The sequence below is a fragment of the Kitasatospora sp. NPDC059803 genome (assembly GCF_042732255.1).
Taxonomy (GTDB): domain Bacteria; phylum Actinomycetota; class Actinomycetes; order Streptomycetales; family Streptomycetaceae; genus Kitasatospora.
In genome coordinates this window covers 1-19,831 of sequence record NZ_JBHWIJ010000089.1, presented here as the reverse complement: position 1 = coordinate 19,831, position 19,831 = coordinate 1, and the positions used below count along the sequence as shown (strand labels likewise).

The 19,831-nt window shown below is 74.0% G+C and carries 16 protein-coding genes and 1 pseudogene; 10 read left to right on the top strand and 7 right to left on the bottom strand.

The annotated features are described in order from the left end of the window. The coding region (locus tag ACFV6I_RS16810; RefSeq protein ID WP_380425964.1) for a DUF4118 domain-containing protein at positions 1–1,574 on the bottom strand (1,574 nt) is incomplete at its 3' end. A 137-nt stretch (positions 1,575–1,711) separates the two neighbouring features. On the opposite strand from ACFV6I_RS16810, the gene ACFV6I_RS16805 reads away from it, so the two are divergent. The 4 genes from ACFV6I_RS16805 (at position 1,712) to ACFV6I_RS16790 (ending at position 4,919) form a co-directional block, all read left to right on the top strand. After that, on the top strand, positions 1,712–2,059 hold the full coding sequence (locus ACFV6I_RS16805; protein WP_063350510.1) for a GntR family transcriptional regulator: 348 nt from the start codon (positions 1,712–1,714) through the stop codon (positions 2,057–2,059). Next, on the top strand, positions 2,056–3,069 hold the full coding sequence (locus tag ACFV6I_RS16800; protein WP_380425962.1) for a DUF1648 domain-containing protein: 1,014 nt from the start codon (positions 2,056–2,058) through the stop codon (positions 3,067–3,069). The genes ACFV6I_RS16805 and ACFV6I_RS16800 overlap by 4 nt, the downstream gene beginning before the upstream one ends. Positions 3,070–3,188: 119 nt before the next feature. Beyond that, the gene (locus ACFV6I_RS16795) at positions 3,189–3,950 is read left to right on the top strand and encodes a hypothetical protein (RefSeq protein ID WP_380425960.1); all 762 of its coding nucleotides are present in this window, start codon (positions 3,189–3,191) and stop codon (positions 3,948–3,950) included. 129 nt (positions 3,951–4,079) lie between these two features. Then, positions 4,080–4,919 (top strand): SAM-dependent methyltransferase, encoded by an 840-nt coding sequence (locus ACFV6I_RS16790; protein ID WP_380425958.1) that lies wholly within the window; start codon positions 4,080–4,082, stop codon positions 4,917–4,919. Between the two features lie 11 nt (positions 4,920–4,930). Here ACFV6I_RS16790 and ACFV6I_RS16785 read toward each other — a convergent pair whose 3' ends face one another. Together ACFV6I_RS16785 and ACFV6I_RS16780 are read right to left on the bottom strand one after the other, a co-directional pair. After that, positions 4,931–5,641 (bottom strand): response regulator, encoded by a 711-nt coding sequence (locus ACFV6I_RS16785; protein ID WP_380425956.1) that lies wholly within the window; start codon positions 5,639–5,641, stop codon positions 4,931–4,933. Then, on the bottom strand, positions 5,638–6,834 hold the full coding sequence (locus tag ACFV6I_RS16780) for a sensor histidine kinase (protein WP_380344946.1): 1,197 nt from the start codon (positions 6,832–6,834) through the stop codon (positions 5,638–5,640). Before ACFV6I_RS16780 ends, ACFV6I_RS16785 begins: the two co-directional genes overlap by 4 nt. A 132-nt stretch (positions 6,835–6,966) precedes the next feature. On the opposite strand from ACFV6I_RS16780, the gene ACFV6I_RS16775 reads away from it, so the two are divergent. Then, on the top strand, positions 6,967–7,878 hold the full coding sequence (locus ACFV6I_RS16775) for an ABC transporter ATP-binding protein (RefSeq protein ID WP_380370110.1): 912 nt from the start codon (positions 6,967–6,969) through the stop codon (positions 7,876–7,878). Next, positions 7,875–8,726, top strand: coding sequence for an ABC transporter permease (locus tag ACFV6I_RS16770; protein ID WP_380370112.1), 852 nt, complete (start codon positions 7,875–7,877; stop codon positions 8,724–8,726). The genes ACFV6I_RS16775 and ACFV6I_RS16770 overlap by 4 nt, the downstream gene beginning before the upstream one ends. A 33-nt stretch (positions 8,727–8,759) precedes the next feature. Here ACFV6I_RS16770 and ACFV6I_RS16765 read toward each other — a convergent pair whose 3' ends face one another. Beyond that, entirely contained in the window at positions 8,760–10,229 is a 1,470-nt protein-coding gene (locus ACFV6I_RS16765) for an MFS transporter (RefSeq protein ID WP_380425954.1), read from the bottom strand. Positions 10,230–10,459: 230 nt separating this feature from the next. On the opposite strand from ACFV6I_RS16765, the gene ACFV6I_RS16760 reads away from it, so the two are divergent. Both ACFV6I_RS16760 and ACFV6I_RS16755 read left to right on the top strand, forming a co-directional pair. Continuing rightward, positions 10,460–12,526 carry an MDR family MFS transporter gene (locus ACFV6I_RS16760; protein ID WP_380425952.1) on the top strand — a complete coding sequence of 689 codons (2,067 nt, stop codon included), beginning with the start codon at positions 10,460–10,462 and terminating at the stop codon, positions 12,524–12,526. Positions 12,527–13,039: 513 nt separating this feature from the next. Next, entirely contained in the window at positions 13,040–14,245 is a 1,206-nt protein-coding gene (locus ACFV6I_RS16755; RefSeq protein WP_380425950.1) for an FAD-dependent oxidoreductase, read from the top strand. A 264-nt stretch (positions 14,246–14,509) separates the two neighbouring features. On the opposite strand, the gene ACFV6I_RS16750 is transcribed toward ACFV6I_RS16755, so the two are convergent. Further along, a complete protein-coding gene (locus ACFV6I_RS16750) occupies positions 14,510–15,190 on the bottom strand; it encodes a GNAT family N-acetyltransferase (RefSeq protein ID WP_380425948.1) in 681 nt (226 codons plus the stop codon). 50 nt (positions 15,191–15,240) lie between these two features. Further along, positions 15,241–16,278, bottom strand: coding sequence for an aldo/keto reductase (locus ACFV6I_RS16745; protein ID WP_380425977.1), 1,038 nt, complete (start codon positions 16,276–16,278; stop codon positions 15,241–15,243). A 135-nt stretch (positions 16,279–16,413) separates the two neighbouring features. Between ACFV6I_RS16745 and ACFV6I_RS16740 the strand changes: the two are divergent. After that, positions 16,414–17,091: pseudogene (locus ACFV6I_RS16740) on the top strand (TetR/AcrR family transcriptional regulator); the annotation flags it as partial. Positions 17,092–17,127: 36 nt separating this feature from the next. On the opposite strand, the gene ACFV6I_RS16735 reads toward ACFV6I_RS16740, so the two are convergent. Next, positions 17,128–18,195 carry a TerD family protein gene (locus ACFV6I_RS16735; RefSeq protein WP_380425946.1) on the bottom strand — a complete coding sequence of 356 codons (1,068 nt, stop codon included), beginning with the start codon at positions 18,193–18,195 and terminating at the stop codon, positions 17,128–17,130. 208 nt (positions 18,196–18,403) lie between these two features. Between ACFV6I_RS16735 and ACFV6I_RS16730 the strand changes: the two genes are divergently transcribed. Beyond that, positions 18,404–19,663, top strand: a complete 1,260-nt coding sequence (locus ACFV6I_RS16730) for a pyroglutamyl peptidase (RefSeq protein WP_380425944.1) — start codon at positions 18,404–18,406, stop codon at positions 19,661–19,663. Positions 19,664–19,831 lie beyond the last annotated feature (168 nt).

Here is a 19,831-nt window from a genome sequence, read left to right as displayed (position 1 = left end):
CGGCCCACCCGCGGCGCCGGGCGGCCGTCCGGGGGGGCCACGGCGGGGGCCCCGTCTCCCCCCGCCGCCCCGCCACGCGGGCCCCCCCCCGCCGCTTCGGCGCGGGCCCGGTCGGCCTGCTGGGAGCGGCGGGTGAGGCCGTCGATGAGGTGGGCGATGATCCCGGCGACGGCGAGGAAGAGCAGCAGCGCGGCGAGGTCGGCGCCGCGGGTGACGGCGAGGCTGTGCCAGGGCGCGGTGAAGAAGTAGTCGGCGGCGAGCGCCCCGGCGGCGGTGCTGGCGGCGGCGGGCAGCAGGCCGCCGAGCCGGGCGGTGGCGGCGACGACCAGCAGCAGGCAGAGCAGGGCGCCGGGGAGGGCCAGCGAGTCGCGCAGCGGGGAGAGCGCCCAGGCCAGGGCGGCCGTTGCGGCCGGGCCGGCCAGCCAGGCCAGGCGCCGGCGGCGCGGCGGGACGGCGGCCGGGCGGCGGCGCCGGGGTGCGGGCGGGACGGCCAGCAGGCCGGGTTGGGGCGGGGGGACGACCCGGACGTCGATCGGGCCGGCCAGCCGGATGACGCGGTTGATCACCGAGCCGGAGACCAGTTCGCGCAGGCGGCTGCGGCTGGTCGGCCCGAGCAGGATCTGGGTGGCGCTCTCGGCGTGGGCGAAGTCCACCAGGGCGCGGGCGGCGTCGGTGCCGTCGACCTCGATGTAGCCGCCGTGGAGTTCGTGCAGCAGGGCGCGCTGGCCGGCGAGGGCGGGCGGCTCGTGGACGGTGGCGCCGTCGTCGGGCCGGACGTGCACGCCGATCAGGTCGCCGTGCACCCGGGTGGCGGTGCGGGCGCCGCGGCGGATCAGGTGCTCGCCCTGCGGGGCCCCGTTGAGGGCGACGACGATGCGTTCCTTGGTCTCCCAGGGCGCCCGGATGCCGTGCCGGGCGCGGTAGTCGGCGAGTTCCTCCTCGACCCGGTCGGCCAGCCAGAGCAGGGCGAGTTCGCGCAGGGCGCCGAGGTTGCCGGCCCGGAAGTAGTGGTCCAGGGCGACGTCGATCCGGTCGGGCGGGTAGATCGCGCCCTGGGCCATCCGGGTGCGCAGGGCCTGCGGGCTGAGGTCGACGAGTTCGATCCGGTCGGCGGCGCGGACCACCTCGTCGGGGATCCGCTCGCGCTGGGCGACGCCGGTGATCTGTTCGACGACGTCGTTGAGGCTCTCCAGGTGCTGGATGTTGACGGTGGTGGCCACGTCGACGCCGGCGTCGAGGAGTTCCCGGACGTCCTGCCAGCGTTTGGGGTGGCGGCCGCCGGGGGCGTTGGTGTGGGCGAGTTCGTCGACGAGCGCGAGCTGCGGGCGGCGGGCGAGCAGGGCATCGACGTCGAGCTCGGTGAGGGTGGTGCCGCGGTGGCCGACGGTGCGGCGGGGCAGTACGGGCAGGTCCCCGAGCTGGTGTTCGGTGCCCCGGCGGCCGTAGGTCTCGACCAGTCCGACGACGACGTCGAGGTCTTCGTCGTCGCGCAGTCGGCGGCCCTCGGCGAGCATGGCGTACGTCTTGCCGACCCCCGGCGCAGCCCCCAGGAACACCCGCAGTCGTCCGCTCACCGCCGTGCCGCCACCTCCTCGGTGTCCATGCTCCGCCGGGGCGCCGGGGTGCGCGAGGGGGCGGGCGCTCCGGCGAGGTGGCGGGGCGCGCGAGGCGGCCGACGAGAGATCTGGATGGTGCTATCGTCATTAGCACCATGTTGCTGAAGCTGGACACCGGCGACGCCCGCCCCCTGCACGAGCAGGTGGCAGGCGCGATCAGGCGGGCCGTCGCCGAGGGCGAGTGCGCCCCCGGGGACAGGTTGCCACCGGCCCGGGAGCTCTCCCGGGCGCTGGGGGTGAACACCAACACCGTCCTGCGCGGGCTGCGCACGCTGCGCGACGAGGGCGTGCTGGAGTTCCGCCGGGGCCGTGGCGTCACGGTCGCCGAGGACGCCGACACGCGCTCCGAACTGGCCGAGCGGGTACGACAGTTGGTCGCCGATGCGGCCCGGGCCGGCTACAGCAGGAACGATCTCGTGGACATGATCAGGGGGATGTCGTGACGGACGGGAAGCTCATAGCGAAGGAGCGCCGGGAGCCCGGGGCGGGGCGCGGCGCGTTCTGGGGCGCGGTGGCCTGGTCGGCGGGCGTCCTGGCCCTGCTGATCGCGCTGCCGTGGGCCGCGCGCCACCGGCTGCCGGACCCGCTCGCCACCCACTGGGGCGGGCAGGACCCGGACGGCTCCATGTCACTGACGGCGGCCGCGCTGTTCCCGGCGGCGGTCTGGCTGGTGCTGGTGCTGGCCGCCGCGGCCACCCTCCGGTTCCGGGCCGGGACGGCGCGCGGTGCCATCGGGCCGGCGCTGGCGGCCGGCGGAGTACTCCTGACGGGGGCGCAGACCTCCATCGTGCACGCCAACCTGGACCGCGCGCGCTGGCAGGAGGCCGCGCCGATGGGCTTCGAGGTGGTCGTCCTGGTCGTGGCGGCGGGCCTGGCCGGCCTGCTGACCTGGCTGGCCGTCCGCCCGCGCGTCGACTCCCCGACCGGCGGGCGACCGGCGGCCGGGGCGCCGACGCTGACGGCCGTGCCGGGCGAGCACCTGGTCTGGCTCTCCCGAGCCGCCAACACGTGGCTGCAACTGGCCTCGGCCGTCCTCGCCCTGGGCGCCCTGGGCGCCGTGCTGGCGCCGGCCAGCGGGCTGATCGCGCTCAACTGGTCGCTGATCGTGCCGTTCGCCTCCACCTCCGTCATCACGCTCGGCTGCTCCTCGGTCACGACCCGGGTGACCGCCGACGGCCTGTCCGTCGACTTCGGCCCGTTCGGCTGGCCCAGCCGGCGCTGGTCCCCCGCCGACCTCGACTCGGCCCGCGCCGAGCTGCGCACCCCCGCCCAGGCCGGCGGCTGGGGCTACCGCGTCAACAGCCTCGGCACCACCGTGATGCTGCGCCGCGGCGTCTGCCTGGTGGTCCGCACCCGGCGCGGGCGCGAGTTCGCCGTGAGCGTCGACGACGCCGAGCGCGGCGCGGCCCTGCTCAACTCCCTCATCGCCAGGTCCGCCAGCCCCACCGGCTGACCCCCGTCACGCCGCTGGGGTCCGTCTTCAAACCGCCCGTTCAGGTGGTGTGGACAGGGGCCGCACCGTGGGTACACCAGCTGACAGCTGCTCATAGTGCAGAGGGCAAGGAGGCGTCCGTGACCCACGAACGGCGGACGGCGGAAGACCCGGAGCGCGACGCGGTCGTCGCCCGGGGAGGCACCAACCAGGACGAACGGACCATCACCTTCCTACGACTCGGCGTCGGACTGATCGGCATCCTGCTGCCGCTCGCACTCCCCCTGGGGAACTGGCTGTTCGCCGAGCTCAGGGGCCAGAGCACGGCGGGATTCTGGCCGGCCTCGATGAGCGGCTCGTACTACACCAGCACCCGGAACCTCTTCGTGGGCGGCCTGTGCGCGCTCGGGGTGTTCCTGATCTGCTACCGCTTCGACCGCCGGGACGACCGCTGGAGCACCGCCGCCGGCGTGTTCGCGCTCGGGGTCGCCCTGTGCCCGACCGCGCCGCGGGGCGCGACCTCGTTCCAGAGCGCGGTCGGCCTGCTGCACTACGCCTTCGCCGGACTGCTGCTCTTCGTGCTGGCGATGTTCTGCGTCTACTCCTTCCGCAACCCGCGCTCCACCCAGCCGTCCTGGGTCAGCCGGGCCTACCTGGCGGCCGGGGTGCTGATCCTGGTGCTCCTGCTGCTCGCCGTCGTCGCCGGGGTGGCCGGCGTCGGCACGGACTGGGCCGTCCGGCCGCTGTACCTGTGCGAGTGGTTCTCGACCTGGGCGTTCGGTGCCGCCTGGACCGGCGCCGCGCTCGAACTGGCCGCCGCCGGTCGATCGTACGGACACCACCCGCTCCTCCCGGGGCAGAGCGGCTCCCCCGCCACCGGCAGCCCGGCGGCCCAGGCCTAGGATGCGCCCTTAAGGGGGCCTTAACCCCAAGAGATGGTCATCTTGTCGTCCCGGAACACCGTTACCATGCGCACCAAGGCCCGCCACCAGGGCGGCCGGTGACGGAACCCCAGCAACGGGAGGACGAGCATGTCGAACGAGGTCCGGGCAGGGCGCGGTCCGCAGGAGGAGTACCCGTCGGTGGATCTGCGGATGGACGTACCGCACTCGGCGCGGGTCTACGACTACCTCATCGGCGGCAAGACCAACTTCGAGGCGGACCGCGTCGCCGCGCACGCCTCGGTGCAGGCCTGGCCGTCGCTGCCGATCTCCATGCGCACCACCCGCGACTTCATGCAGCGCGCCGTCCGCCACCTCACCGAGGAGTACGGCGTCCGGCAGTTCCTGGACATCGGCACCGGCATCCCCACCTCGCCCAACGTCCACGAGATCGCCCAGTCGATCGCCCCGGACGCGCGGGTCGCCTACGTCGACAACGACCCGATCGTGCTCACCCACGCGCGGGCCCTGATGTCCAGCACGTCGCAGGGCCGCACCTGTTACGTGGACGCCGACTTCCGCGCCCCGGAGTCGATCATCCAGAACCCCCGGCTGCGCGAGGTCCTCGACTTCTCCCAGCCGGTGGCGCTGTCGCTGATCGCCATCGTCCACTTCGTGCTCGACGAGGACGACCCGCAGGGCATCGTGCGCCGCTTCATGGACGCCCTGGCGCCCGGCAGCTTCCTCGCCCTGACCGTGTTCACCGGGGACACCGACCCGGTGGGCGTGGGCGGCGTCGGCCGGGAGTACAACGCGCGCGGCATCCCGCTGCAGATCCGCGACCAGAAGGAGACCGCGGCCTTCTTCGACGGCTACGACCTCCTCGACCCCGGCGTCACCCTGGTCCACCACTGGCGCCCGGACACCGGGGCGGCGCCGATCCGCGACCAGGACATCGCGATGTACGCGGGCGTGGCGATCAAGCGCTGAACCTGCCGACGTCAGCCGGGGACGGTGACCAGGCCCGCCTCGTAGGCCAGGATGACGAGGTGGACCCGGTCGCGGGCGTCGAGCTTGGCCAGCAGCCGGGTCATGTAGGTCTTCACCGTGGCGATGCTGAGGACCAGTTCGGCGGCGATCTCGGTGTTGGACAGGCCCCGGCCGACCAGGGTGAGGATCTCCCGCTCCCGGTCGGTGATCGCGCCCAGCCGCCGGGCGGCCGCTGTCGGCCCGGGGGCCGGCACCGGTGCAGCGGCCGGTGACGCGGCGGCGGCCGGGCCCGGGCCCGGCCGCTGGTCCGCGAAGGAGGAGATCAGCCGGCGGGTGACGCTCGGTGCGATCAGGGCGTCCCCGGCGGCCACCACCCGGACGGCGGCGAGGATGTCGTCCAGCGCCATGTCCTTGACCAGGAAGCCGGACGCCCCGGCGCGCAGCGCCGCGTACACGTGGTCGTCGTCGTCGAAGGTGGTGAGCACGACGACCCTGGTCGGCCCACCGCCGCCGGTGATCAGGCGGGTCGCCTCGATGCCGTCCATGCCGGGCATCCGCAGGTCCATCACGACGACGTCGGGCCGCAGTTCACCGGCCAGCCGGACGGCCTCGGCGCCGGTGCCGGCCTCGCCGACCACCTCGACGTCGGCGGTCTCGGTGATGACCATCTCCAGCGCGGCCCGGACCAGCGGCTGGTCGTCGACCAGCAGGACGCGGGTCATGCATTCACCTCCACGGGGATCGGCAGTCGGACGGCGACCCGGAAGCCGCCCTCGGGGCGCGGACCGGCCTCGAACTCGCCGTCCAGCAGGCCGACCCGCTCGCGCAGCCCGGCCAGGCCGAAGCCGGTGCCCCGGCCCGGGTCGGTGCCGGGGCCCGTACCCCGGTCGGTGATCTCCACGGCCACCTCGCCCGCCGTGCGGCGGTCGACCAGGACCTCGCAGGAGCGGGTGTCCGCGTGCCGCACCACGTTGGTGACGGACTCCTGGATGACGCGGAACGCCGAGAGGTCGATCTCCGGTGGCAGCGGGCCCTGTTCACCCCGCCGCCGGACCTCGACCCGGACGCCGGCGGCGGTGGTCGCGGCGGCCAGCCGGTCGAGGTCGGCCAGGCCCTGGGGGGTGGTCGCCGACGTCTCGCCGTCGGCCTGGCGCAGCGCGACGAGCATCCGGCGCAGCCCGGCCAGGGTGTCCCGGCCGGCGTTCTCGATCTCGCCGAGCGCCTGCTTGGCCCGTTCGGGGCGGGTGTCGATGACCCGGCGGGCGGCGCCGGCCTGGAGGGCGACGATGCCGATGGTGTGGGCGACGGTGTCGTGCATCTCGCGGGCGATCCGCAGCCGTTCGGCGGTGACGGCCTCGGTGGCCGCCCGGGTGCTCAACGCCTGGGCGTGCTCGCGGTTCTGCCGCATCGAGCGGCCGATCAGCCAGGCGACCAGGGCGAGCAGCGCGGCGCCGTCGGCGGAGCCGATGTGGGTGCCGGTGAAGATGCCGACGGTGTTGCCGTGCACCAGGCCGATGTGCAGCACGAGCAGGCTCATCACCAGCGCGAACGCGGCCCGCGAGCTGCGGCGCGGCCGGGTGGCGGTGATCAGGCAGAGCGCGACGTCCACGGCCAGCAGGGAGGCCGGCGGGACCTGGGTGTCGGCGGCCCAGCCGTCGGTCTCCGTGAAGGCGGCGACGAACAGCAGGGCGACCGCGAGCACCGGAAGGCGGCGAACCAGCGCGGCGCCGGCGAAGGCCACCACCGTGGTGGCCAGGGTGAAGGACAGGCCGCCGTGGGCGGCGGCCCCGCCGTGGTACCGGGCGTTGCCGCCGAGCAGGACGGCGGGGTACGCGGCGGCCACGCACCAGGCGAGTCCGACCCAGACCTCGGGCGGAACGCGCCGGAACAGGGGCGGAGAGGGCGTCGCAAGCATACGAAGATCGTATCGGCGGCCCGAGTCGCCGTCATCGGACCGTGGTTGTACGACCGGGGGTGACAGCCGGGGCGCGCGGTGTCAGCGCCGGTCCGATGCGGCGGCCCGGCCCCGCCCGGCACCGTTGAGCCCATGATCGAAGTCACCGAGCTGACCAAGCGCTACGGCCGCACCACCGCCGTCGAACGCCTCACCTTCACCGTCCGGCCCGGCCATGTGACCGGCTTCCTGGGCCCCAACGGCGCGGGCAAGTCCACCACCCTGCGGCTGATCCTCGGCCTCAACGACCCGACCGGCGGCACCGCCACCATCGACGGCCGCCCGTTCCGGTCTCGGCCGCGCGGCCTGCGCGACGTCGGCGCCCTGCTCGACGCGGGCGACGTCCACGGCGGGCGCAGCGGCGCGGCCCAGCTGCGGGCGCTGGCCCGCGCCAACGCGATCCCGGCCGCGCGGGTCGAGGAGGTGCTGCACGAGGTCGGGCTCACCAAGGCCGCCGGGCGCCGGATCCGCGGTTACTCGCTGGGGATGAAGCAGCGCCTGGGCATCGCCGGCGCGCTGCTCGGCGACCCGCCCGTCCTCCTCTTCGACGAGCCGCTCAACGGCCTCGACCCGGAGGGCGTGCTGTGGGTACGCGGCCTGTTCCGCCGCCTCGCAGCCGAAGGACGGACGGTCTTCGTCTCCAGCCACCTGATGGCCGAGATGGAGCACACCGCCGACCGCCTGGTGGTGATCGGCCGGGGCCGGCTGATCGCCGACGAGAGCCTGGCGGAGTTCTCCGCCCGGGCCGGCCGCACCGGCGTCACCGTCCGGGCGGCCGAACCCGACCGGCTGGCGGCCGTGTTGACCGCGGCGGGCGCCACCGTCCGCCCGGGCCCGGACGGCGCGCTCGCCGTGACCGGCCTGGACGCCACCCGGATCGGCGAACTCGCCCTGGAGCAACGTCTGTTGCTGCACGCCCTGACCACCCGCACCGCCTCCCTGGAGGAGGCGTTCATGGAACTGACCGCCGACAGCGTCGACTACCTGGCCGGAGAGCCCCGATGAGCACCGCGACCACCACCCCCCGCCCCCTTCCCCGGCCCCTTCCCCGGCCACGCGCCCGCTTCGGCGACCTGCTCGCCGCCGAGTGGATCAAGTTCTGGTCCCTGCGCTCGACCGTCTGGGTGCTGGGCCTGAGCGCCCTGTTCATCATCGCCGCCAACCTCAAGGCGGCCCGGTACACCTACGACCACTACACCGTCGGCGACGGCGATCCGGCGACCATGCTGCAGGTCGCGCTCGGCAACTCCTTCACCATGATCGCCGCCGACGTCGTGATGATCGTCGCGGGCAGCGTCGGCGCGCTCGTCCTGGTCGGCGAGTACGCGAGCGGGCTGATCCGCACCACGCTGGTGGCCGTCCCGGACCGCCGGGCCGTGATCGCCGCCAAGGCCTGCGTACTGACCGCGGTCATGCTCGGCTACGGCGCCGTCACCGCGGGCGTCTCCTTCGGCGCCTGCCAGGCGGTCCTCGCCGACACCCACATCGGCGTGTCCGCCACCGACCCGACCGCGCTGCGCTTCGTCGCGGCCGCCGCCCTGTTCGCCCCGGTCTGCGCCCTCGCCGGATTCGCCCTCGGCGCGCTGATCCGGCACACCGCCGGAGCCGTGGTGGGCACCGTCCTGGTGCTGTTCTTCCTGCCGGCGTTCTTCAACGAGCGCTACCGCTGGTCGGCCGACCTCCTGCACGCCATGCCGCTCCAGGCCTGGCGCCGGCTGGCCCAGGTCGACCTGACCCACTCGCTGCCCTCCGCGCACCCGGCCACCGTCGCCGGATCCTGGGCCACGTTCGCGCTCTGGGCGCTCGCCTCGGTGGTGGTCGCCGCGGTCGCCGTCCAGCGCCGCGACCACTGACCCGCCGTCCGGCGGCGGCGCCGGAAACGCTGCTCACCCGTCGCGGCGGCCTGCCGCCACATCCGCCAGAGCCACCAGCAGCGCCGCCAGGACCAGGCCCGCCGCGACCGTCACGCCCAGTTGGAAGGCCAGCGCCCAGTCCGGGCGCGGGCCCTGGGCGTGGGCGAAGAAGACCGAGCCGACGATGGCGATGCCGACCGCCGAGCCGACCCGCTGGGCGGTCTGCAGGACACCGCCGGCGCTGCCCGCCCGGGCGATCGGCACCTGCTGGAGGGTCAGGGTCTGGTTCGGCGCGATCACCAGCCCGCTGCCCACCCCGGCGACCAGCAGCGGCAGCACCGTCGCCCAGCCGATCGCCGACCCCGTCCACAGCTGCACCGCCAGGGCCGAGGCCAGCAGGCCGGCCAGGACCAGCACCAGGCCGAGCAGCACCAACCGGCGGCCCAGCCGGTGCACCAGCCGTCCGCCGATCGCCGCGGACACGCCCGAGCCCAGCGCGAACGGCGTGATCGCCAGGCCCGCCGTCAGCGCCGAGTAGTGCAGGCCCGCTTGGAGGTAGAGCGTGAAGATGAAGAAGATCGCGGTGAACCCGGCGAAGTACACCAGCGACAGCGCCACCCCCGCCGCGTACGGGCGCACCGCGAACAGCGCCATGCTCACCAGCGGCTCCCGGCCCCGCGCGTAGTACCGCTCCCAGCCCACGAAGGCCCCCAGCAGCACCGCCGCCAGCGGCAGCAGCAACCAGCGCGTCGAGCCGTGCCACTGCTGCGCCTGGACGAACGGCAGCAGCAGCGCGACCGTCCCGGCACCGAGCAGCAGCACCCCGACCGGGTCGAAGTCCCGGTGCCCGGCCCGCGAGGCCGCCGGCGGGGGCGGCGGGAGCAGCCGGTAGGCGATGGGCAGGGCGGCCACGCCGATCGGCAGGTTGACCAGGAACACCCAGCGCCAGCCGTTCTGCGGGCCGAACAGGTGGATCAGCAGGCCGCCCAGCAGCGGGCCGACGGCGGTGGACAGACCGATGGTGGCGCCGAGCGCGCCGAAGGCCCGGCCGCGCTCGGCGCCCTGGAACAGGACCTGGATGAAGCCGGAGACCTGCGGCACCAGCACCCCGCCGGCCGCGCCCTGGAACAGCCGGGCCAGCACCAGCCACTCCTGGTTCTGCGCCGCCCCGGCCAGCGCGCTGGCCGCGGTGAACAGGGCGAGCCCGGTGAGGAAGACGGCCCGGCGGCTGCGGGCGTCGCCGAGCCGCCCGGACGGGACCAGCACCAGGCCGAAGGCGAGCGCGTAGCCGCTGAGCACCCACTGCAGGCCGCTGTCGGACATGTGCAGCCCGGCCCGCACGGTCGGCAGGGCGACGTTGACGATGCTGACGTCCAGCAGCGTCATGAACCCCGCGACCAGGCAGACCGTCAGCGCCCGCCAGCGCCGCGCCTCGGCCCGCCGGCTCGCGGCGGAGGCGCCAGGCCGCTGTTCCGGGGGGCTGCACGGGGGTTGGGCCGTCATGGGAGCACCTTCCGGGCGTCCGGCGGTCGTCTGGCTTCGCGTCCGGCGACCGGCCGTCGACCGGTCTTCCCGGTCCGGCTGCCCGCCCGCCGCGCGCGGCCCCCCTCCGAACGGCCATCGTGGACGGCGCGGCCCCGGAGCCGCCAGCCGGGCTGCGCCGCCCGCGCCGCCGCTCACCCGGACGGCCGAACCCGATCGCGGCCTCTCCCGGCGCCCCGGAGGCTGAGGACATGAACGCCGCCACCGAAACCCCGCCGACCGCCCCGCCGGTGCTGGACGTCCGGCAGCGCAACGTCGTCTTCGGCACCATCGTGCTCGGCATGCTGCTGGCCGCGCTCGACCAGACCATCGTCGGCACCGCGCTGCCCACCATCGTCGCGGACCTCGGCGGGGCCGCGCACATGTCGTGGGTGGTGACGGCCTACCTGCTGGCCGAGACGGTGGCCACCGTGCTGGCCGGCAAGTTCGGCGACCTGTACGGGCGCAAACTGCTCTTCCAGGTCTCGGCGGTCGTCTTCATCACCGGCTCGTTCCTCTGCGGCCTGGCGACCAACATGACGCTGCTGATCGCCTGGCGGGCGCTCCAGGGCATCGGCGCGGGCGGCCTGATGGTGACGGCCATGGCACTGATCGCGGACGTCATCCCGCTGCGCGAGCGCGGCAAGTACCAGGGCGCGATCGGCGCGGTGTTCGGCGCGGCGACGGTCATCGGGCCGCTGCTGGGCGGGCTGTTCACCGACCACCTGTCCTGGCGCTGGGCGTTCTACGTCAACGTGCCGATCGCGATCCTGGTGGTGATCGCGGCCGCCCGGACCATCCCCTCGGTGCGCTCGGCGGTGCGCCCGGTGATCGACTACCTGGGGATCGCACTCGTCGCGATCGGCGCCAGCGCCCTGATCCTGGCGACCAGTTGGGGCGGCAACGAGTACGCCTGGGGCTCCGGGGTGATCATCGCCCTGTTCGCCGGCGGCGCCGCCGCCCTCGGGCTGTTCTGCTGGGTGGAGAGCAGGGCCGTCGAACCGATGCTGCCGATGCGGCTGTTCCGGAACCCGGTGTTCGCGGTCTGCTCGGTACTCAGCTTCATCGTCGGCTTCGCGATGCTCGGCGCGCTGACCTTCCTGCCGACCTTCCTGCAGTACGTCGACGGCGACTCGGCGACCGTCTCCGGCGTGCGGACGCTGCCGATGGTGATCGGGCTGCTGCTCGCCTCGATCGCCAGCGGCAACGCCGTCAGCAAGACCGGCCGGTACCGGGTGTTCCCGATCGTCGGCACCCTGGTGATGGCCGTCGGCCTCTACCTGCTCTCCCGGCTCGAACCCGGCACGGGCACCGCGCTCGCCTCCCTCTACATGTTCGTGCTCGGCGTCGGCATCGGGCTGAGCATGCAGGTGCTCACCATCGCCGTGCAGAACACCGTCGACTACGCGGACCTCGGCACCGCCACCTCCGGGGTGACCTTCTTCCGCACCATCGGCAGCTCCTTCGGCACCGCCGTGTTCGGCACCATCTACGCCAACAGCCTCAAGACCGAACTCGCCCGGGGCGTGGCCTCCTCGGCCCGCCTCACCGGCGCGGACCCGGCGCTGCTCGCCCGGGCCGCAGAGAGCCCGCAGGGCCTGCACCGGCTGCCCGCCGCGCAGGCGGCCCCGATCATCCAGGCCTACTCCGACGCCCTGCACACCGTGTTCCTGTGGACGGTGCCGGTCGCCCTGGTCGGGTTCGTGGTCGCGCTCTTCCTCAAACAGGTGCAACTGCGGGACACCGCCCGGGCCGGCTCCACCGACATGGGCGAGGGCTTCGCCCAGCCGACCACCAGCGACTCCGACCCGCACCTGGAGTACGCCGTCGGCAAGCTCGTGCGCGGCGTGGACCTCGACACCGTCCGCTCGATCGTCGACGACGCCGACACCCGGGTCGACCTGGCCGGGGCCTGGGCGCTGATGGAGGTCGCCGGCCACACCAAGGCCGTCGGCCAGGCCTCCCTGGACCTCATCGCCGCCCGCAAGCGGATCCCGCCCGAGGCCCTGGAACCGGTCTTCGACCGGATGGCCGCCGAGGGCTACCTCACCCGCGACGGCGACCGGCTCTCCCCCACCGACACCGGATCCCAGGAGGTCCGCGTCCTCGCCCAGGCCTGGTCGGACTGGCTCAACGCCCGGCTGGACGCCGACGCCGGCCGCCCGCGCAGCCCCCAGCTGCGCACCGCGGCGACCGCCATCGCCTGGCGCCTGATGGTCGAGGACCTCGCCAACGGCCTTCCGGCCCACGCCCGTTCGAAGACTGCGGCCAAGGTCTAGGTGTACTGGCCACCGAGGTTGGTGACTCGCCGAACGGTCCCAGACACTGACCGCTGGCCGTCCCGACCAACGGCGGAGCCGGGGCCGTCAAGAATTCTGGCGCCACCGGTTTCCATTCCCGCTCGGCCTCCAAGCGGCAGGCAGCCCTTCCATTAGCCCCGGCGTATGTCGGACAGACAAGTCAGGCGACTGTGAGCAAAAAATCCTGGATTGGTCAAATCATCTTCTCGCTGACCAGATTTCCATTGATTCTTCAAGGTCGGAATCGCCATTGGCCCGGCAGTCGCCGCAGGAGTTGCAAGATCAGCAAATAACTCCACATCACAGGGCTGATCAGCTACTGGCCGCAAGCTGTCGGTGTAGGCTTCCGGGGCACACGAAATTGCCTTCCGGTTGGTAGTCCGGACCGCAGGTCAACGGTTTCCCGTTCTGCGTCAACGTCCTCCCCTTCAGGGGAGTCCTGGTGTGCTCCGAGTAAGAGAAGAAATCTGCACTGGGAGTACTGTGTCTGGAATGCGTATCGTCATCGCCGGCGGCGGTCTCGCCGGGCTGACGCTGGCCCACTACCTGAACCGCAACGGCCTTGACGTGGCCGCCTACGAGCGCGACGCCGGCATCGCGGCGCGCGAGGCCGGGTACCGGATCCACATCAACTCCACCGGCACCTCCGCGCTGCACGCCGCGCTGGAGCCGCGCCTGTGGGAGCTGTTCCTGGCGACCTGCGGCATGCCGAGCGACGACATGCTGCTGTTCGACGAACAGCTCAACCCCCGCCCCGGCCGGGACAAGACGGCCACCGAGGGCACCGGGGTGCCCACCGACATCCCCGAGCACCTGGTGGTGTGCCGCTCGACCCTGCGCCGCATCCTCTACCTCGGCCTGGAGAAGGCCGTGCACTTCGGCGCCAAGGTCACCGGCTACCGCACCAACCCCGACTCGACGGTCACCGTGCTGCTGGAGGACGGGACCACGGTCGAGGCCGACGTGCTGATCGCCGCGGACGGCATCAACTCCGCCGTCCGCGCCCAGCGCCTGCCCCAGGTGAAGGTCGCCGACCTCGGTTCCCGGCACATCGCCGCGAAGATCCACCTCACCGACGAGGCGAAGGCCAAGCTGCCCGCACAGCTGTTCAACACCTTCTCCCTTGCCTACGCCGCCGACTTCACCGGGCTGACCCTGGGCCCGCTGGAGCGCACCGACCCCACCTCGCCGCTGATCGCCGAGCAGGACGCCGGCTTCCGGCGCGAGGCCACCGCCGACTACGCGCTGAGCATCTTCAACTCCCTCGCCGACGGGATGCTCCCCGACGACGAACTGCTCACCGCCGGGCCCGACGAGCTCAAGGCGCACGTGCTGGAGCGCGTCGCCGCCTGGCACCCGGCCCTGGTCGAGACCGTCCGGCTGTGGGACACCGCCACCGTGCAGGCCCTCAAGTGCCGCAGCTGTGTGCCCGTCGACGCCTGGGAACCGTCGAACGTCACGGTCATGGGCGACGCGGTCCACGCCATGAGCCCCGCCCTGGGCATCGGCGCCAACACCGCACTGCGCGACGCCCACACCCTGGGCGAGGAACTGCTCGCCGTCGCCCACGGCGACAAGCCCCTCCTGGACGGCATCGCCGGCTACGAGCAGGCCATGCGCGACTACGCCTACCACGCCCTGCGGATGTCCGCGTTCGTCGGCCAGAAGGTGATCGGACACCTCCCCCTGCCCGCATAGCCACCCCGATGCTCCGGCGGCGCGGACCTAACCCGCCGCCCCATCCCGGCGACGGGTCGCCGGGGCCCGGGGGTGGGCCGGTGAATGTACGCCGCGAAGCCGCGGCCGGGCCGGTCAGCCTGCAGGGTGGGTAGCGACACGCCAGGAGCGGGCTGGCCACGAATGGGTGAACCGAGTAGTCCCACCAGCCCCACCCAGCACTTCCACCACGACCGCGACGAACGATCCGTTCGCCGAACGGTCACACCCCTCAAGTCCAACCGCTCAGCACCCGCTAAGCCCGGCTTGCAAGCCGCTGAACTGCTCAAACAACCCGGCGCACCTGAGACTGGAACGCTCCTCCGAGGTCCGATTTCCAAGATTCCCGACAGCGCCACCCCCTAGCTCCCTCGCCAGGATCAGTTCGCGCCGCACGCCGTCGGCCATCAGGTCGCCGGGCTCGTCGGTCTCGGCGAAGCCGTTGCGGCGGTAGAGGGCGATGGCCGCGCCATTGTCGGGGTTCACCGCCAGCTTGAGGGTGGTGAACCCCTGCTCGGCGGCCCAGCGGGCGATCGCGCCGATCAGCCGGTCCCCCACGCCCCGGCCGCGCGCCGCCGAGCCGACCCACAGGGAGATCAGCTCGGCGGCCGCCCCGCCCTCCTCGGCCGGGACGCCACTGGCCATCGCGACCGGGCGGCCGTCCAGCACCGCGACCAGGTCGAGGGCGCCGGGGATCTCCAGGCGGGAGCGCCAGCGGGCCTCGTGGTCGCCGGCGCCCTGCCAGTCCGCCAGGGTGGAGCCGAAGGCGTACGGCGCCTCGGTCAGCGCGGCCAGGCGCAGCTCGCGCCAGAGCGCCCAGTCGTCGGAGCCGAGCCGGCGCAGCTCGGGTTCGCGCAGGTCGGGTTCACGCGGTTCCGGTTCATACAGGTCGGGCTCGTGCGGTTCGGGTTCGTGCAGTTCGGACATGGTGCGGACCTTGCCGCAGGCCGGGCGGCACGGCAAGCGGATTACCCGGTTCAGCCCACGAGCGGCGGGTTGAGGCGGGCGAAACCCTCCTGCCGGCGGTAGGGGAAGTACGGGTACGGCGCGGTGCGGGCGCTGGCCGCGTCCAGCCGGGCGACCTGCTCGTCGGTCAGCGACCAGCCGACCGCGCCGAGGTTCTGCCGCAGCTGCTCCTCGTTGCGGGCGCCGATGATGACCGAGGAGACGGTCGGGCGGCGCAGCAGCCAGTTGATGGCGATCTGCGGGACGGTGCGGCCGGTCTCGGCGGCGATCCCGTCGAGCGCGTCGACCACCCGGTACAGCAGTTCGTCCTCGACCGGCGGGCCGTAGTCGGCGGTGTCGTGCAGCCGGCTGTCGGCCGGGAGCGGCCGGCCGCGCCGGATCCGGCCGGTGAGGCGGCCCCAGCCGAGCGGGCTCCACACCAGGGCGCCGACGCCCTCCTCCTGGGCGAGCGGCATCAGCTCCCACTCGTAGTCGCGGCCGACCAGCGAGTAGTAGACCTGGTGGGCGGCGTAGCGGGGGCGGCCGTAGCGCTCGGCGACGGCGAGGGACTTCATCAGCTGCCAGCCGGAGAAGTTGGAGACGCCGGTGTAGCGGATCTTGCCGGCCCGGACGAGGTCGTCGAGGGTGGCCAGCACCTCCTCGATCGGGGTGCCGGCGTCGTAGGCGTGCAGCTGGAAGAGGTCGAGGTAGTCGGTGTCGAGGCGGCGCAGCGCGTCGTCCACGGCCCTGGTGAGGCGGGCCCGGGAGGTGCCGGCGTCCTGCGGGCCGTCGCCGGTCGGCAGGCCGGCCTTGGTGGAGACGAGCACCTGGTCGCGGCGGCCGCGGATGGCCTGGCCGAGGACCTCTTCGGAGGCGCCGTCGGAGTAGACGTCGGCGGTGTCGAAGAGGGTGACTCCGGCGTCGATGGCGATGTCGAGCAGGCGGCGGGCCTCCTGGACGTCGGTGGTGCCCCAGGCGCCGAACAGCGGTCCACGGCCGCCGAAGGTGCCGGTGCCGAGGCTGAGCGCGGGGACCTTGAGGCCGGACGAGCCGAGTCGGCGGTATTCCATGGCGGTTGTCGTGCTGGTTGTCGTGCTGGTTTCCATGGCAGTTCTCCCCTCGGGGCCCTTAACGGGACTCCCATTCCGTTAGGATGGTTCGACCCTAGCAGGGCGCATCGACCTAATGGAACAGGAATCCCGTTAATGACTGCCGAGCCCTCCGCGCCGGACGCCCCGGACGTTCCAGAGACCCCGAACGCGCCGGACGCCCCGGACGCCCCGGAGACCCCCACGCCCGGGACGCGGCGCCCCGGCGGCCGCACCGCCCGGGTCCGCGCCGCCGTCCTGCGGGCCGCCGAGGACGCCCTGGTCGAGCACGGCTTCAGCGGGCTCGACCTCGGCGACGTCGCCCAGCGGGCCGAGGTCGGCCGGACCACCGTCTACCGGCGCTGGGGCACCACCAGCGCGCTGGTCGCCGACCTGCTCGCGGACATGGCCGAGCAGTCACTGCCGCGCACCCGCAGCGGCTCCCTCGCCGAGGACCTGCGGGCCAACGCCCGGCTGGTCCAGCGCACGCTGGCCGACCCCCGGCAGGGGGCGCTGTTCCGCGCGGTGATCGTGGCCGCCACCTGCGACCCGGGCGCCGCCGAGGCGCTGCGGCGCTTCTACCTGCGCCGGGTCGAGGAGTGGGCGCCGTGCGTCACCGAGGCCGTCGAACGCGGCGAACTCCCGCCGGACACCGACGCGTTCGAGGTGGTCCGGGCCGTCTCCGCGCCGCTCTACTACCGGATGCTCACCACCGCCCAGCCGCTCGACGAGGCCGCCGCCGACCGCGCCGCGGCCGCCGCCGAGGCGGCCGCCCGGGCGGGGGCGTACCGGCGGGAGGGCTGGCGGTCCAGGGGCACCCTGGGGAACGGCCTAGAAGAAGCTGTCGTCGTCGCCCTCGTAGTAGTTGTTCACGACCACCTCGGGAGTGTCGTCGCTGAACGCCTCGTTGAGCAGCGCGCCGCCGACCAGGCCGGCCGCGCCCGCGCCGATCAGCGCGCCGGTGCCGAAGCGGCGTCCGCCCTGGCCCGGCTGGCCCTGAGCGGGCTGGCCCTGGACCGGCTGCGGATAGCCCTGCTGGACCGGCTGCGGGTAGCCCTGCTGCGGGGTGTAGAACGGCGGCACGGTGGTCTGCACCCGCTGGGCGCAGGCGGCGCAGGTCTCGATCTGGCGCGGCACGCCCCACTGCGGCGACCACAGCACCGCCGTCGAGCCGAGGCCGTGCGAGGGGTCGAAGAAACACGTCACGGGGGAACTCCCTGGTCCTGGCTGGGTCATCGGGACAGCGGGCGCCACGGCGGGCACGGCGGGCGCCATGGCCGGCGCGGCGGGCACCGCCGGAGCCGGCACGGGCGCGGCGGGCACGGGCGCGGCGGGCGCCGGTTGCAGGACGTCCACCCCGAAGTCGGCGGCGATACCCGCGAGCCCCGACGCGTACCCCTGCCCGACGGCCCGGAACTTCCAGTCCGCGCCGTGCCGGTAGAGCTCGCCGAACACCATCGCCGTCTCGCTGCCCGCCTCGGCCGCCACGTCGTAGCGGGCCGCCTCGGCGCCGCCGTCCGGGTCGGTGAGCCGGATGTACGCGCCGCGGACCTGGCCGAAGCTCTGGCGCCGCTGCACCGCGTCGTAGACCGCGACCGCGAAGACGATCTTCTCCACCCCGGCCGGGACGTCCGCGAGCCGGACGTCGATCTGCTCCTGGTCGTCGCCGCCACCGGCGCCGCCCTGGTGGCGGACCGAACCGTCCGGGCTCTGCAGGTTGTTGAAGAAGACGAAGTGCTGGTCCGAGACGACCTTCCCGGAGGCGTCGCAGAGCAGGGCGCTGGCGTCCAGGTCGTACCCGGCGCCGACCGTCCAGCCGAGGCCGACCCGTACGACCCGCAGCCCGGGGGCCTGCTTGCCCAGGGAGACGTTGCCGCCCTTCGTCAGGGCCACACTCATGACACTTCCTCCGCCACCGTTCGAATGACCGCTGTTTCCACTGTTCGACCACGACAACGCTGTAGAGCTCGCGCCGGTTCCCGACTTCCCGTCAGTGCTGGACGGGACGTTCCAGCAGGCCACGGGCCCGTGGCGCGGTCATGCCGGCCGGGGCGCGCGAGCTGGGCGCCCTGGCGGGGTGTCGGCTCCCGACCTATTGTCAGGGAACATGACACGCCTTCGTCGCGCCGCCACCCTGGCCGCCGCCCTCAGCGGCACGCTCGCCGCCCTGCTCACCCCGGCCGCCGCCCAGGCCGGCCCGGCGGCCTGCCCGGTCGTCGCCACCGCCCCGGTGGACACCGAACAGGCCCGGCTCCAGGACCAGCGGACGACCGCCTTCACCGAACGCTCCGGCCTGCGCGACCTGCTCCGGGGCTTCCCCGCCGCCCTGTGCACCGCCCGGAACGCCCGGCAGGCGGAGCGGGTGGCGGGCGCCTGGGGCCGGGCACTCTGGCAGGCCGGGGTGGACCGGGCCCAGGGCCGGCGGCCCAGCGGCGAACTCCCCGCCCGCGACGACCGCCCGCTGTACTGGACCAGGCTCGCCATGACCGTCCAACTGGCCCGCTGGCAACCCGGGTTCGATGTCGACCCGGCCGACCTGCGGGCCCGCTTCGAGGACGCCTCCCGAGGCCTCGACGACGGCTTCACCGCCGCCCCCGGCGTCCGGCGGATCTTCGTCAGCGGCTTCGACCCGTACGGCCTCGACACCGAGCCGCGCCGCGCCAACCCCTCCGGCGCCGCCGTCCTGCAACTGCACGGGCGGCGGATCACCCTCGCCGACGGCAGCCCGGCCGAAGTCCGGGCCGTCCTGCTGCCGGTCCGCTACGGCGACTTCGACGACGGCGTCGTCGAGCGCGCCTTCGGCCCGCACCTCTCCCCCGGCCCGCAGGCCGCCGACCTGATCACCAGCATCAGCCAGGGCTACCCTGGCCTGTTCACCCTGGAGGCCTGGGCCGGGCGGGCCCGCTCCGCCGATCCCGCCACCGACAACACCGGCACGCTCTCCGGCGGCACCCGGCAGCACCCGGTCACCGCCCCGGGCCTGGACGGCGGCCCGGAGTTCATCCGCACCACCCTGCCCACCGACGCCATGACGGCCGTCCAGCAGCCCTACCCCGTCCGCCTCAACACCACCGTCACCGAGATCCCCGAGGGCGGCGTCGACCCCGTCGACCGCGCGGACGGCCCCACCCCCGGCTCCCGAGCGGTCGCCGGTGGCGGCGGCGGATACCTCTCCAACGAGGTCGCCTACCGCTCCAACCGCCTGCGCCTCGACCTCGCCCCCGACCTCCCCGGCGGCCACCTGCACACCCCCGTCCTCACCGGCCTGCCCGCCCAGCAGGACCGCCTCACCGCCCCGGAGTTCGAGCAGAACGAGGCCGCCATCGCCGACCAGGTCCGCGAGATCCTGCGCCACGCCCGGTTCTGAGCCCCGGCGCCACACCCGGTTCTGAGCCCCGGCGCCACACCCGGTTCCGAGCCCCGGGCCCGCGCGGCGGGCCGGCTACACCGGCCGGGCGAAGCGCGTCCCCGCCGCGCGCGCCCGGGCCGCGGCGATCAGCGCGTAAGCGGCCGCCCGGTCCGCCCCGTGCGATCC

What these genes read in the sequence shown, in the direction of transcription:
- ACFV6I_RS16805 (WP_063350510.1), top strand. Translation starts at nt 1,712, where the DNA reads ATGTTGCTGAAGCTGGACACCGGCGACGCCCGCCCCCTGCACGAGCAG.
- ACFV6I_RS16790 (WP_380425958.1), top strand. Translation starts at nt 4,080, where the DNA reads ATGTCGAACGAGGTCCGGGCAGGGCGCGGTCCGCAGGAGGAGTACCCG.
- ACFV6I_RS16785 (WP_380425956.1), bottom strand. Translation starts at nt 5,641, where the DNA reads ATGACCCGCGTCCTGCTGGTCGACGACCAGCCGCTGGTCCGGGCCGCG.
- ACFV6I_RS16780 (WP_380344946.1), bottom strand. Translation starts at nt 6,834, where the DNA reads ATGCTTGCGACGCCCTCTCCGCCCCTGTTCCGGCGCGTTCCGCCCGAG.
- ACFV6I_RS16775 (WP_380370110.1), top strand. Translation starts at nt 6,967, where the DNA reads ATGATCGAAGTCACCGAGCTGACCAAGCGCTACGGCCGCACCACCGCC.
- ACFV6I_RS16770 (WP_380370112.1), top strand. Translation starts at nt 7,875, where the DNA reads ATGAGCACCGCGACCACCACCCCCCGCCCCCTTCCCCGGCCCCTTCCC.
- ACFV6I_RS16765 (WP_380425954.1), bottom strand. Translation starts at nt 10,229, where the DNA reads ATGACGGCCCAACCCCCGTGCAGCCCCCCGGAACAGCGGCCTGGCGCC.
- ACFV6I_RS16760 (WP_380425952.1), top strand. Translation starts at nt 10,460, where the DNA reads ATGAACGCCGCCACCGAAACCCCGCCGACCGCCCCGCCGGTGCTGGAC.
- ACFV6I_RS16755 (WP_380425950.1), top strand. Translation starts at nt 13,040, where the DNA reads ATGCGTATCGTCATCGCCGGCGGCGGTCTCGCCGGGCTGACGCTGGCC.
- ACFV6I_RS16750 (WP_380425948.1), bottom strand. Translation starts at nt 15,190, where the DNA reads ATGTCCGAACTGCACGAACCCGAACCGCACGAGCCCGACCTGTATGAA.
- ACFV6I_RS16745 (WP_380425977.1), bottom strand. Translation starts at nt 16,278, where the DNA reads ATGGAATACCGCCGACTCGGCTCGTCCGGCCTCAAGGTCCCCGCGCTC.
- ACFV6I_RS16735 (WP_380425946.1), bottom strand. Translation starts at nt 18,195, where the DNA reads ATGAGTGTGGCCCTGACGAAGGGCGGCAACGTCTCCCTGGGCAAGCAG.
- ACFV6I_RS16730 (WP_380425944.1), top strand. Translation starts at nt 18,404, where the DNA reads ATGACACGCCTTCGTCGCGCCGCCACCCTGGCCGCCGCCCTCAGCGGC.